Genomic DNA, 13,243 nt, shown 5'->3' with positions numbered 1-13,243 from the left:
CGGGCACGGTCATGGTCACTGTCGACGACATTGCTCGATTTCTGGACGCCTTCGCCCCATTGCGCTTGGCCGAGCCTTGGGATAATGTTGGGCTACTGCTGGGTGATCGACAGCTTCCTGTGGCCCGCATCATGACGTGCCTGACGGTGACCGGCGCCACGGCGGCCGAAGCGGTCAAGCACAACGCGGACCTGATTGTGGTACATCATCCGCTGCCCTTTACGGCACTCAAACGGATTACGACCGATACCGCGGATGGCCGATCGCTATGGACGTTGGCGCGAGCGGGGATCTCGATTTTCAGTCCTCACACGGCGTTCGACTCGGCGCCGGAAGGAATTAATCAGCGTCTGGCTGCGGGGCTCGATCTGAACGATATCGAGCCTTTGACGACGCGACTGGAAGATGTCGATGGCCGTCGCTTGGGGGCGGGGCGCTGGGGACGTTTTCCGCAAGCTGTGCCATTGTCCAAGGTGGCCGAACGCCTGAAGGCATTTCTGGGCGTCGAAAGAGTGCAGTTGGTGGGCGATGCTCAATCGCCTGTCACGAAGATTGCCGTCGCCTGCGGCAGCGCGGGCGAATTACTGGCCGATGCGCGGCGTGCGGAATGCGAGTGCTTCGTGACCGGCGAGACCCGCTTTCACACCGCGCTCGAAGCCGAGGCGATGGGTATGGCGATGATTCTCGTGGGGCACTACGCCAGCGAACGATTCGCCGTCGAGTTCTTGGCGGGTCTGCTGGGGCGCGAGTTTCCCGCCGCTTATGTCTGGGCTAGCGTCGACGAGCGCGATCCATTGACTTGGAGCTAGCGACGGTCTCCACCTTCATGTTGTTGAATTTCCGGGGAGCGTCCCGACGACGTGTCCCCTCGGCCAGTCGATTGGCTGCCTGTCGTCGAATTCATGGGTTTCGCTTGCGGTTTTCGCCACGTCGAACCGCAATGAACTTGCCTCCTAAACGGTCGTGCTGCGCCGTAACCCGGGGGCATCTCTTGCCGCGTTGACTTGATCCCTGTCCCACCTAGAATTGCGGTCAGCTTTGCGAGGGCCGTGGCGGGATCCTTGCTTTTCACCCAGCGGAGACGCCCATGTCGCATCGATACCTGACCGCGCTGCCCGTCTATAACGAAGCCAAGCATGTCGGCCCTGTCTTGGCGGAAGTTCGTCGATATAGCGACAATATTCTGGTTGTGAACGACGGCTCGACCGATGGCACGGCCGAGTTGCTGGCCGCCGAGCCGGGGATCCACCTCGTGACCCATGCCAAGAATCGTGGTTACGGCGCCGCGTTACGATCGGCCTTTGATTTTGCCGTACAGAACAACTACGACGTGCTGGTCACGATCGATTGCGATGGCCAGCATCAGCCGCGGATGATTCCGCAGTTCTTTGCCGAGTGTTCGGATTGGGATATCGTCTCGGGCAGCCGGTATCTGGCGCCATTAACGGGCGAAAGCCAGCCGCCGGCCGATCGGCGGCGGATCAACGAACTGCTGACAGCGCGGATCAATGAGCTGCTGGGCCTGCAATTGACCGACGCCTTCTGCGGATTCAAAGCCTATCGCGTTTGCCGGCTGCCAGAACTTGATATCACCGACGACGGCTATGCCATGCCGCTCGAACTATGGGTACAGGCGGCTCATCAAGGCTTTCGTGTCAAAGAGTTGGCTGTGCCGCTGATTTATCTCGACCTGGCCCGATCGTTCGGGGGCGCCTTGGACGATGCCGATACGCGGCTGGCACATTACAACACGATTCTTCAGCGGGCGATGGCCCGCACGGCCGAGCCACGCGCGACAACCCCGCATGCGCGCTCACTTTGTAATGAGCGCGCGGGATGACTGACGGCCTGAATCCGCTCGCCTATCGTCGTTTGCGTGCTCCGCGCGGGCATGGCTCTGTGCTAGTCGATCCGGCAGTTGCGCAAGTACCGCAACTGGTCACGGCGAACGTTGCGCATCGCAAGGCCGCGCAATACGATGTGCAAGGGCGTTCGTTGCACGACCTGGCCGAGTTCGGGCGGCGCGAGTTGGTCAAGCTTGCCAGAAGCTACACGGCTACCTACCGGAACGTCGGTGAACCGTGCGCGAGTGAGCGTCTGTTCTTGGCGGGGCATCAGCCGGAATTGTTTCATCCGGGCGTCTGGTACAAGAATTTCGCGCTCAGCCGTTTGGCTCGTGAGCAGCAGGCCACGGCCGTCAATCTGGTAATCGATAGCGACACGATCAAGCACGTTTCGCTGCGCGTGCCTGGCGGATCGCTCGACGAGCCGTTCGTCGATTCGATCGCTTTCGACAGCACGGCCGATGAAATTCCGTTCGAAGAGCGCGAGATCGAAGACCGTGGTATGTTCGCCAGTTTCGGCACACGGACCTGTAAGCAGTTGCAAGGCATCGTGCCAGAACCGCTGATGCGGCATTATTGGCCGATGGCACTGGAGCGCGCCGCGGCGACGCGCAACTTGGGCGAATGCCTGGCGCAGTCACGACACGTGCTCGAGGAGGAATGGGGGCTCCACACGCTCGAACTGCCGCAGAGCCAGGTTTGCGCGCTCGAGGCCTTTCACTGGTTCACAGCGCATTTGCTTGCCAACCTGCCGCGCCTGCGCGACGCTTACAACAGCGCCGTCGAAACGTATCGGCGCGTCAATCGAGTCCGCAGCGCCAACCATCCGGTTCCGAATTTGGCCACCGACGGTGAATTGATCGAGGCTCCGTTTTGGTTGTGGAGTTCTTCGACGCCACGGCGGCGCCGATTGTTCGTGCGCCGCCACAGCAGCGGCATGACGCTCACGGATCGGCGACGTGTTGAATTTGAATTGCCGCTCGCACCTGACGGCGATGCGACGCGTGCTGTTGACGTGCTCGCCAGCTTGCGCGAACGCGGCATCAAGTTGCGGAGCAGAGCACTGGTCACGACCCTATTCGCGCGGCTGGTGCTTTCGGATTTGTTTATCCACGGCATCGGCGGGGCGAAATACGACCAACTGACGGACGAGCTGATCCACGGATTTTTCGGGATTTCGCCGCCGAATTATCTGGTGATTTCTGCGACTTTCCATTTGGCAGCAGCCGTCCAGCGGGCGCCTGGTGACGTCCGGCGCATCGATCAGGATCTGCGTGACCTGGATTATCACCCCGAGAAATGCATCGCGGACTTGCACGACTGGACATCCGCGCCTGTGGATATCGCGCATTGGCTGGATTTAAAGGCACGTTGGCTGGCCACGGAGCAGACACGCGAGAATGGTCGCGAGCGCTGTCATGCGATCCGCGCGGCCAACGAGGCGCTGCAGGCGTGGGTTGAGCCACGGCGCCGCGAGCTGATGCGCCGGCGCACGGATGCGCTGCGCGAACAGCGCACTGCGGCGGTGTTGACGTCGCGCGAGTACGGATTTTGTCTCTATCCGGCAGATAGTTTGCGGGATTTTTTGCTGGCATTCCGAGGGACAACTCTCTAAGCTACTGTCAAGACGGATCGAAGACTTTGGAGCGGAAAGGATTTTCGCAAATGTGCGCAGCGACTTCAGCTATCGCGGGCGCGCGGCTCAGGGGCCGCGGAACGGATTCGATCGAAACACAAAAATCAGCCGCAAATCAGGCTGTCTCTCGGCAGACTAAGGAGGTTGCCTCCTTGGTTCGTGTCGTCAAAGGGACTGGTGCCGCCGGCCGTGATACTGGTGCCGCCGGCCGTGATACTGGTTCCGTCGGCCGTGATACTGGTTCCGTCGGCGGGAGAACCGCGCAAAACGGCGGTGCGACCGCTCGCGTCCTGAAATTATCCGAGGGTAGGGCAAAGCTGGCGGCTCGTAAGGCCGGGCTCGGGTCCCGCGCCCGGTTGTCTGGCGACGTTCGTACCGATCGTGAGCCCACCGGCCAGTTAGCAATCGGTTGTGCCGGTGACCATCCGGTCGTACACCACCTGCTGACCGAAGTCTTTCAGGGGCCGACACGCGATGCTTTTTATGGCTCGCTCGACGATCCCTTTTATGAACCGCGCGATCGGCTACTTATCAAGCGCAGCGACCAGGTCGTGGCCCACGTCCTGATGACGAAGCGCGTGACGCAGTTCGGCTCGCTTAGCCTGCCGACCGATTGCCTGTCGTGGCTGGGCACGTTGCCGGAGTTTCGCGAATCGGGTTACGCCGGGCGGCTAGTTCGGGCCGCAGACGAGACGATGCGCCGCGAAGGGGCGGTGCTGGGGGTTCTTAAGACGCGTGTGCCCCATCTTTTCCGCCGTTATGGCTGGGCCCTGTGCGGGCGGCACAGTCATGCGCAGGCCGGCTGCCGGGATCTGCTCGCGCAGCTCTCGGCGCGTGGGCTGGTGCCGGGCGAAGCCTCGGTCAGCATCCGTCCGTGGCGGCAGGTAGAACTGCCCGCCCTGATGAGGCTCTATCAGGAAATGACCGCCGGCCGGGCCGGGCACTTCGAACGCACCGAGGCTTATTGGCGGTGGTTAATCAGTCGCAAAGGTTTCGAGCGCGTCTACGTTGCCGTCGACGGTCACGATAACTTCGAACTGGAAGACGACCCGACCAAGCTCGTCGGTTACTTGATTACCAGCGAAGATCGCGTGCTCGAGTTGGCCGCGGCACGTACGCATCGGCATGTGGCGCGAGAATTATTGGCCCGCGCTTGCAGCGAAGCGATCGAGCGCGACTATAACATGGTCACGTTGCACGCTCCGCCGGACGACCCGCTGATGGAAATCTTCCGCATCGCGGGGGGGACTTTGCACTGCTCGGAATCGGAGCAGGGCGAAGTCTATATGGCCAAGCTGATGAATCCGATTGGGTTCTTGAAGCAACTCTGCCCGGAAATGCACGCCCGCGCCGATGCCGCCAAATTAACCCGGCCTTGCGAGTTGGGATTGGTATTGGATGGCGAAAAGTATCGCCTGGTGATTTCGCGCCGCAGCGTCAAGCTGGGCCGGCACCGTATCGGGCGCAGTTACCTGGCCTGCGACGGTGCAAATGTCACGCGACTGCTGCTCGGGCACCTCGACGTCAACGAGGCCATGGCCGAGGGACGCTTGCGAGCGTCGACGCAATTGGCTGCCGAGATGGCGCGGGTACTCTTCCCGCGGTTGCCCTCGTGGCGTCCTCCGCTGGACGAGATGTCCACCTGACGCTGTTGGATGATCTCGGCGGAAAGTCTCCCGACGTCAGAAGGGCCATCCGGACGCCAGAAAGCGGACTGTGACGTCGTGGTTGGAGCGCTGTTGTGATAGCAGCGCTATTTCTTGCCCACCAGTGACTGCGCCTCGGCCACGACGTGATCGGCAGTGATGCCGAATTCCTTGAAGAGCAGGCCGGCCGGCGCGCTGGCGCCGTAGTCGTGCATGCCGACAAAGCGTCCTGACAGGCCCAGGTACCGTTCCCAGCCGAAGACAATACCTGCCTCGACCGCCACGCGGGCCGTGACCTCAGGGGGCAACACGCTGTTGCGATAGACCTCGGGCTGCTCGTCGAATAGCTCGAAGCAGGGAAGGCTCACAACACGCGATTTAACGCCCGCTGCTGAAAGCTTTTCGTGGGCCGCAACGACCAACTGCAATTCACTGCCGGTTGCCAACAAGATGACGTCAGGTTTTCCACCTGGTGCGTCGGCCAGGATGTATCCCCCTTGCGCCACACCCGAGGCCGCAGCGAATTTTGTCCGATCGAGCGTCGGCAAATTTTGCCGCGTCAGGCAAAGCGCTGAGGGGCGGTGCGTCTGCTTCAGAACCGTACGATACGTCTCGCTCACTTCGTTGGCGTCACCAGGCCGGAACACGAGCAATCGGGGGATCGCCCGCAGTGCGGCATAGTGTTCGACCGGCTGATGCGTGGGGCCATCTTCGCCAACGCCAATCGAGTCGTGCGTGTAAACGTGGATGACGGGCAGCTCCATGATCGCGGCCAACCGCAGTGTCGGGCGCAAGTAATCGCTGAACACCAGAAATGTCGAGACATACGGTCGCAGGTTAGACAGCGCCATGCCATTAGCGGCCGATGCCATGCCGTGCTCGCGAATGCCGAAGTGCATGTTGCGTCCGCTTGTTGTATCCGAGAACGCGCCGGCGCAGTCGAATTCCAACATGGTCATCGTCGAGGGAGCCAAGTCCGCGGCGCCCCCCAGCAACCAGGGAATCTTCACTGCTACGCCGTTCAACACCTTGCCGCCGGAGACGCGAGTCGCCAACCCCTTCGGATCAGCAGGAAAGATTGGCAACCCCGCTTCCCAATCTGCCGGCAATTCACGGGCTTCCATCTGACGCCACTGGGTGGCCAGCTCGGGGAATTTCTTGGCGTACTCGTCGAAGCGTCGCTGCCAGTCGGCGAACAGTTCCTTGCCTCGCTTGCCGACCTGCGCTGCGAAATCCGCGCGGACCTCGTCAGGCACGACGAACTTGGCGTCCGCCGGCCAGCCGTAGAATTCCTTGGTGAGTCGAATCTCGTCCTCGCCTAGCGGGCTGCCGTGGGCGGAATGCGAGTCTTGCTTGTGCGGCGCGCCGTAACCGATATGGCTGCGGACGATGATCAGGGACGGCGCATCAGTCGTTTGTTCGACTGTTTCCAACGCCGCCGTGAGTGCATCCAGGTCATTGGCGTCTGCGATGTGGATCACGCGCCATCCGTATCCCTCGAAGCGTCGGCCGACGTCTTCGCTGAAGGCTAGCGAGGTGTGCCCTTCGATCGTGATTTGATTATCGTCGTAGACCCAGCACAGGTTCGAGAGCTTGAGATGCCCGGCGATCGAGGCTGCTTCGGAGCTGATGCCTTCCATCATGTCGCCATCGCTGCACAGGACGTACGTGCGATAGTCGAACAACTCAAAGCCCGGCCTGTTGAAATGCGCGGCCAGCCAACGTTGCGCAATCGCGAAGCCGACGCTATTGGCGATACCCTGGCCCAGGGGGCCCGTTGTCGTTTCCACGCCTGTGGTCATGCCATGCTCGGGATGGCCAGGGCAGCGGCTGTGCAATTGGCGAAACAGTTTGATCTGATCTAGCGGCACTGCCAGCTCGCCCGTCGGCTTGCCTTTGGCGTCGACCTGCTTGACTCCCGCCAAATGCAAGGTCGCGTAAAGCAACATCGAGGCGTGTCCACACGACAAAATGAACCGGTCGCGGCCGGGCCAGAGCGGATGCTCGGGATCGTAGCGCAGGACTCGGTTCCAAATCGTGTACGCCACGGGTGCGAGCGCCATGGGCGTACCAGGATGCCCGGAGTTGGCTGCTTGCACGGCGTCCATGGCCAATGTGCGGATGGTATTGATCGAGAGCTGCTCAATGCTCGTAGAGGTCGTAGCCATGATTGCTTGCTGGGGGTAGGAGTAATCGAGGACGCGCCAAGGCGGGCGATGCGTCACAGGCGTGCCCGGCTCGCGCGCGATCACGCAGCCATCGGCACGATTCCATGTCGCGCCGCTACCGGGCGCGTAGAACCCGATCCGCTTCCCGCACTCGGGCGGTCAGCAGAACCTTGCTGAGTCTAGGGGGCCGCGCCGGATGCGTCAATTGGCGGCATCCAGGCGTGTCGCTAGCGTTCCCCTTAACGCACCTTAGGCGTGCGTGGGAAATGCAATTTCGCTTCTGTTAAGCAGCAATGATCGATTTAAGAATCGTTCGGGTTGAGAACGCGAAAGACGATCGCTGCGACAGCACCGCCGGCCAGGTTCGCCAGGAAGTACAAACCCAGGTCGTTTACCGAAGCAATGCCCAGCCGCCACAGACCGACGGCAACGGCCGGATTGAAGGCACCACGCGAGATATCGCCCACAGCGAATGCGCCGGTCAGGACCGTGAAGCCGATGGCCAAGCCATAGAACGAATTACCGGCCGTATCCTTTGACGTCGCGACGTTCAGCACGACGTAGACAAGGGCAAACGTAAAGAGAAATTCGGCAAGAAATGCCGGTCCTGTCGCGATCGCGCTGTATTCAATCGCCGCAACGGCGTCGGGACGCAAGAATTTCACCGCCGCGGCGGCCGCGCCGGCACCAAGAATCTGCACAACCCAGTAGCCAATCGCCTCTGGCACGGTGGTCCGCCCACGCAGCAGCGCGCCCAACGTGACGGCCGGATTGTAATGCGCGCCCGAGATATGCCCGCCGGCAAAGATCATCACCATCAGCGCCGAGCCGATGGCCAGCGGAGGAATGACCCCGCCGCCAGCACCGGCCAGCACGCTGCAACCGATCGTCAGGAACAAGAAAAACGTGCCGATGAATTCCGTAACCAGCTTATTCATAACTCGGGCTCCTGCGGATGAATCTGATCGGTCGCGTCGATCGCGCCGCGCTCGACGAACAGTGCTCACCGCCTCGCCGCGCCATTCGTGCGATGCGAAACAAGCGCAAGCAAACAGAACAGGACCGGCAGACATTCTTGCGAAAGTGGACGACAGGTATGCGAAAGTCTAGCCAACCTTCAGACGTTAGCAAGATGGCATTCGCATTTGGCCCGGTTGGGGTAAGCAACCCAGGGCCAACCGGTCGACCTAAACGCTGAATCGGATGTTCAGGATATCGTCGTCCCGTACGACGTAATCCTTCGGTTCCTGACGAACGAGATTGTGGGCTTTGATTTCCCGCTCGCTGCCGAGACGGACCAAGTCGCTGCAGGTCATAACCTCGGCGCGGATGAACCCACGGGCCAGGTCGCTGTGAATGTTGTCGGCGGCTTCCAGGGCAGTTCCCCCTTTGCGCATCATCCAGGTGCGCACCTCTTTTTCCCCGGCGGTGAAGTACAACATTTGGCCGGAAACCTCCAATATCTTACGCAGGACCTGGTCGCGGTCGCTGCCGGTGAGGCCGAGGTCTTGCTCGAATTCGGCCCGTTCTTCGGGGGACATGCGCGCCAGTTCGCGTTCCAACCCGACGCGAACGGCCAGGATCGGCCGGTCGGTGGTGGCGGCTGTGGCCCTGGCCGCGGGGTCGGACTCGTCGTCGGCGACGTTCAGAATCAGCAAGGCGGGTTTTTCGGTGAGCAATCGAAAGCTGCGTGTGGCCTTCAGTTGCGGTTCGGTCATCGCTGATTCTGCCAGCGGCTGTCCAGCTTCCATGGCGGCCAGTACCTCTTCCAGTGCGGCAAGCTCGGCGATCTCTTGATCGCGATTGGGGCGAGGTTTCTTGACGCTGTCGCGCAAGCGATCGATCCGGCCGGAGACGATCTCCATGTCGGCTAGCAGAAGGTCCTCTTGAAACCGCCCAAGGTCCCCTTGGGGAGCATCCCGATCGAAGGCGGCCACGACCATCACCAGGCAGCCGCAATCGCGCAACAGGCCCAGGCGTGCCGGGTTTCCTTCGTGCGTACGGCTCAACCCCGGCGTATCGACGATTTCCAGCGCGGCGTAAGTGATCTTCTTCGGGTTGTAGACCTTGCACAGCCCATCGACGCGCGGCTCGGGAACCGGAGCCATGGCGCCTTGGCCGGTATGGCTCTTGGCGGGATCGGGCACAATCCCGGTCAGCCATTCGAATAGCGTGCTCTTACCTGACCCTTGATAGCCGATCAAACCGATCTTCATCTGTGATCCTGTGCGCGACGTTCGCCGGCCAGCGTCAGCGCGTCGGCCAGTTCGGAAAGGGCTTGTTCTACCGCAGCCGCTTCGTCACTGTCCAGGGTGCGGCGGCCGAAGCGGACGCGATAGAATAGCTCAACCAGTTGACGGGCCACGGGGGCCGCGCGTTTGGTTTGCGCTGATTCCGCCAGTTGACCTCCGACGGCCAGCGCGAATTCACGCTGGGTTTGACTGGGGGCGCGCAGCAGGTCGCGCTCCGCCAGTAAACGTTCGAGCCGGCGATAGAACGCCACATCCGCCCCGCCGTGGTCATTGCTTGGCGAGCCGCGGGTTGACCAGCGACGCAGGAGTACGATCGTCCACCGCACAGCGTAGACGGCACCGACGACCGCCAGCATCACGATCATCGCGGCGATGGCGCCGCGCCAGCTAAACCAGCCTCCGTTGGTCAGCCCCCAATAGGCGGGACTTAGCCAGTGAATAATTCTACGAGCCAGGCCTCTCCAGGCATGGCGATCGGTCAGATTGACCAGTCCAGCGATAATCCCTTCACGCATCGGAACGTAGAGCGATTCTTGTTGCCGCGAATGATTCAGGCCCAGGACGTATGTTCGCCAGACATTGCGCAAACTGGCTGTGAACTGCCTGATGCCTTCGATGACGTAGCCGCTGGTGGTGGGAATAGCGCCGGTGCCAATGCCACCGGTAGGATCGAGGATCAGCCAGCCGCCTCGCTCGCGATCGAATTCCGGCGGTAACTGCGCCGGCAAAAATTCCGGCGCCAAGTACGCTTCGACCCAGGCGTGGGCGTTCAGAGCGCGCACCTGGTAGTGGTCCTGGATCCAATCTCCGCCCTTAAAGCCGACCGCCAGTCGCGTGGGAACACCGATCGTGCGCAGCATCAAGGCCAGGGCACTGGCATAGTACTCACAGTGGCCAACGCGATTCTTGGTGACGAAATCCTCAACCGGGTCGAGTTCGGTGTCGCGCCGCACTTCGCCCAGGGAATAACGAAAGTTTGTCGGGTCGCGCAAGAAGTTAGTCAGTACTCGAGCTCGTTCCAAATGATCTTCGGCCGGTATCCCGCGCACGATGCGTTCGGCCGCGGCCTTGGTGCCGGCCAGCGGATCTCTGATATTGCCGCGCGGGCTGGGAAGTAAGGTCAGACGCCTTTCCATCTTTCTGTCCAAACGTTGCGCCGCTTGCACAATCGCTGACTGGCGACGGTCCACAATGCTCGTCGTAGTCAGCTCGTATTCGATCGACGTGCCCTGGCGACGTTCTGTGCGCATCAACTGCTCACCCCCTTCGGACCACAGTATCGCGCCGCTCGAGACGGGCGAATAAGAAGGGTAAAGGCAAAAAAGTACGTCTGTATCGAGCGGCTGCACGATATAGCGTTGCCGGACAACGGGGGCGCCTTGTGGCGGCTTTCTGGCTTTGATCCTTTCGCCCATGGCCAACTCCTGGCTCCATTTGCGATTGGTATAGGTCGTCAACGCAACGCCGCGAAACAACGGCTCGTCGACCAGTTCCAGCGATTCTCGTGTCACCGAGTCCGTGAGATACACCTCCATGATCTCCTCGGCGCTTTCGCTGATGGCGCCCATCTCGCCGAGTTGGACCTCGTTGGAAAATCCCACGACTCGTTGTGCGGCCTCGACTTCCTTTTCGCGCCAGACGCCCCGTTCGGCGCGAGGGATTGCGCCGAAGACGACGCAAGCCAGGCCCAGTGCGATCACACCGACGTTGCACACCAGCCTAACGAGCGCCAGATTCAACGACCCTTCGGCTTGCTGCTGCTGAGCGCCGCCAGTGAATAACAGCGGCTGCACGGGGCGCACGGTGGGGGCAATGCCGATGGTCGGAGCGTGCGCCGCGAAATGGTCGGTCCCCGCGATTCGCTCGAGCACGCGGGATTGCTCGCGAAACAGGTAGAACACGGTCAGCACGCCAATCGCCAAAACCACGTACGCCAATAGCAAGATGCCGAACAACAGCGATTCATTCAGCGCGGTCGATACGGCGGTTTCCATCAAGCTCAGCGCGATCAGCAACCAATATGTGGGAATGCTCTTTTGCTTCAGTTGCAGTACGAACTGTCCGTAGATGACAAAGCTCAACAGCGCCAGTAAGCCGGCATCCGAAACGTCGCGCTGCCACTGGAAAAACGCGAGTACACCGGCAGCGAGGCCCAGTAGATCCGCCAAACGGTCGGGGAGGCGGATCCAGCCCTTGACGTCCGTGATGTAAACCGAAGAGAAGGCGATAATCACCGCGGCGATGGTCAACGAGACATTTCGATCCCCCATGCCCAGCAGCACGGTCGATAGTGCCACAAGTGCCGCGACACCGACCTGCAGGATGCGCTCCATGGACAGCGTCGATCCGTGCGACGACGGGCGGACGGATATTGGGACGCTCGAGGTCTGTTCCGCGGCGGCGCGCCAGATTCCGGCGAACGGACGTGGCCAACTCTTGATGCGGAACACCATGAACCTCTACTGCGGGATGAAATACTCAGACAGGTTCGGTTGCGCTACGTTGATCGATTGCAGGCGGCTGAGCCAGGCTCGCTGCCGTGGATTGCGCCACAGCTTGGCAAATCGCTCGGTATCACCCAGGTCAATCGCACGTGTGCTGACGACAATGACATTAGTGCCCGGCCGGGCGACCTCGAGCGTCTTACCGAGGGCGTCGGGGAAACGGTCCCCGCAGTTGGCCTCGGCCATGGCCAAGGTTTCCATCACTTCACGCGTGAGCGCGAGCGAAGTCGGGCCGCTGTTCCAATGCAATTCGCGAGCGGCGACGGCCATCCACAGCGTACGACCGCCGCGGCGACACAGATCCGAGACGATCGAAGCGGCGAAACTTACGGCGATCTCGACATGCTCCAAGTGCATCTCGCCGGGCTGTTTCGGCTGCCAAAGTTCGAGGATTAGCGCCAGGTCCTGGTTGCGCTGCTGCTCGAATTGTCGAACGGTGGGCGTCTGCCGCCTGGCACTCGTTCGCCAATGTATCCAACGACGGCTATCTCCTGCTCGCCAGTCGCGCAGGCCGTAGAAGTCACCTTCCAGCAGTCCTTGCCGACGCTGCACATTGCTCGTTCCCATATCCGAGGATTGCTGCAGGCGTTGCCAACGACGCGTTAAGCGGCCTAATCGCGGCAAGACGAGCAGGGTCTGAGATTCTTCGATCGTGGTGACGCCACGGATCATGCCGAAAGGGAAACGGGTAGAGAGCCGAATCGGCCCGAATTCGTAACGCCCGCGCCGCATGATACGGCCACGATACGATTGCGCCGCGGCACCGCGCGACGAAATGTAGGGAAAGAGCGTGCGGGCTGAAATGGGGGCATCGTCACGACCAGCCCCCTGGCGGCGAATCTGGTCATCGACCGTGACGGCCCACGAGGCGAGCCTCTTCTTCAGATTCGAGATCGAGAGTTCGACCAGCAACAAGTCGCCCGCTGAAGTACTGCGCGGAATCCGCCGTTCGACCTTCAATTTGCGTAGCGTGGCCCATACCAACCAGCGATTCACCAGCGGCAGCCCGGCCAGCAGGGCAAACAGCGCCAACAGCAAGTTGATCTGTCGCACGAGAGCGCCGGCCAGCAGAAAGCCGAGCATCGTGATGAAGCACAGGCCTTCGAGAGTGATCGTAGGAAGGCGCGGAATACGCATGCGACGTTACGGCTGCATCATCAAGGTGAATGGGCCATCGGCCGAGAAGCAACTGT

At 61.3% G+C, this 13,243-nt stretch carries 9 protein-coding genes; 4 read left to right on the top strand and 5 right to left on the bottom strand.

Translation table 11 applies throughout. The features are described from left to right. The first annotated feature begins 11 nt into the window (after positions 1-11). The 4 genes from VGN12_14780 (at position 12) to VGN12_14765 (ending at position 5,126) form a co-directional block, all read left to right on the top strand. Positions 12-809 (top strand): Nif3-like dinuclear metal center hexameric protein, encoded by a 798-nt coding sequence (locus tag VGN12_14780; GenBank protein HEY4310712.1) that lies wholly within the window; start codon positions 12-14, stop codon positions 807-809. 278 nt (positions 810-1,087) lie between these two features. Further along, entirely contained in the window at positions 1,088-1,840 is a 753-nt protein-coding gene (locus VGN12_14775) for a glycosyltransferase family 2 protein (protein ID HEY4310711.1), read from the top strand. Next, positions 1,837-3,459 carry a hypothetical protein gene (locus VGN12_14770; GenBank protein ID HEY4310710.1) on the top strand — a complete coding sequence of 541 codons (1,623 nt, stop codon included), beginning with the start codon at positions 1,837-1,839 and terminating at the stop codon, positions 3,457-3,459. The genes VGN12_14775 and VGN12_14770 overlap by 4 nt, the downstream gene beginning before the upstream one ends. Positions 3,460-3,632: 173 nt before the next feature. Further along, positions 3,633-5,126 carry a GNAT family N-acetyltransferase gene (locus VGN12_14765; GenBank protein HEY4310709.1) on the top strand — a complete coding sequence of 498 codons (1,494 nt, stop codon included), beginning with the start codon at positions 3,633-3,635 and terminating at the stop codon, positions 5,124-5,126. A gap of 107 nt (positions 5,127-5,233) precedes the next feature. Here the strand turns inward: VGN12_14765 and tkt are convergent, their stop codons facing one another. From tkt to VGN12_14740, 5 genes are all read right to left on the bottom strand, one after another. Then, positions 5,234-7,294, bottom strand: coding sequence for a transketolase (tkt, locus tag VGN12_14760; protein HEY4310708.1), 2,061 nt, complete (start codon positions 7,292-7,294; stop codon positions 5,234-5,236). A 302-nt stretch (positions 7,295-7,596) separates the two neighbouring features. Further along, on the bottom strand, positions 7,597-8,232 hold the full coding sequence (locus VGN12_14755) for an aquaporin (protein ID HEY4310707.1): 636 nt from the start codon (positions 8,230-8,232) through the stop codon (positions 7,597-7,599). 249 nt (positions 8,233-8,481) lie between these two features. Continuing rightward, positions 8,482-9,510: a DUF933 domain-containing protein gene (locus tag VGN12_14750; GenBank protein HEY4310706.1), complete on the bottom strand. Its 1,029-nt coding sequence runs from the start codon at positions 9,508-9,510 to the stop codon at positions 8,482-8,484. Beyond that, positions 9,507-11,879, bottom strand: a complete 2,373-nt coding sequence (locus tag VGN12_14745; protein HEY4310705.1) for a DUF3488 and transglutaminase-like domain-containing protein — start codon at positions 11,877-11,879, stop codon at positions 9,507-9,509. Before VGN12_14745 ends, VGN12_14750 begins: the two co-directional genes overlap by 4 nt. Before the next feature lie 126 nt (positions 11,880-12,005). Then, positions 12,006-13,187: a DUF58 domain-containing protein gene (locus tag VGN12_14740; protein ID HEY4310704.1), complete on the bottom strand. Its 1,182-nt coding sequence runs from the start codon at positions 13,185-13,187 to the stop codon at positions 12,006-12,008. Positions 13,188-13,243 lie beyond the last annotated feature (56 nt).

The organism is Pirellulales bacterium (assembly GCA_036499395.1).
Lineage (GTDB): Bacteria > Planctomycetota > Planctomycetia > Pirellulales > JACPPG01 > JACPPG01.
Note: the sequence above shows the minus strand (reverse complement) of the source record. Positions and strands in the feature narration are given on the sequence as shown.

What these genes read in the sequence shown, in the direction of transcription:
- VGN12_14770 (HEY4310710.1), top strand. Translation starts at nt 1,837, where the DNA reads ATGACTGACGGCCTGAATCCGCTCGCCTATCGTCGTTTGCGTGCTCCG.
- VGN12_14745 (HEY4310705.1), bottom strand. Translation starts at nt 11,879, where the DNA reads ATGGAGCGCATCCTGCAGGTCGGTGTCGCGGCACTTGTGGCACTATCG.
- VGN12_14775 (HEY4310711.1), top strand. Translation starts at nt 1,088, where the DNA reads ATGTCGCATCGATACCTGACCGCGCTGCCCGTCTATAACGAAGCCAAG.
- tkt (HEY4310708.1), bottom strand. Translation starts at nt 7,294, where the DNA reads ATGGCTACGACCTCTACGAGCATTGAGCAGCTCTCGATCAATACCATC.
- VGN12_14740 (HEY4310704.1), bottom strand. Translation starts at nt 13,187, where the DNA reads ATGCGTATTCCGCGCCTTCCTACGATCACTCTCGAAGGCCTGTGCTTC.
- VGN12_14755 (HEY4310707.1), bottom strand. Translation starts at nt 8,232, where the DNA reads ATGAATAAGCTGGTTACGGAATTCATCGGCACGTTTTTCTTGTTCCTG.
- VGN12_14750 (HEY4310706.1), bottom strand. Translation starts at nt 9,510, where the DNA reads ATGAAGATCGGTTTGATCGGCTATCAAGGGTCAGGTAAGAGCACGCTA.
- VGN12_14780 (HEY4310712.1), top strand. Translation starts at nt 12, where the DNA reads ATGGTCACTGTCGACGACATTGCTCGATTTCTGGACGCCTTCGCCCCA.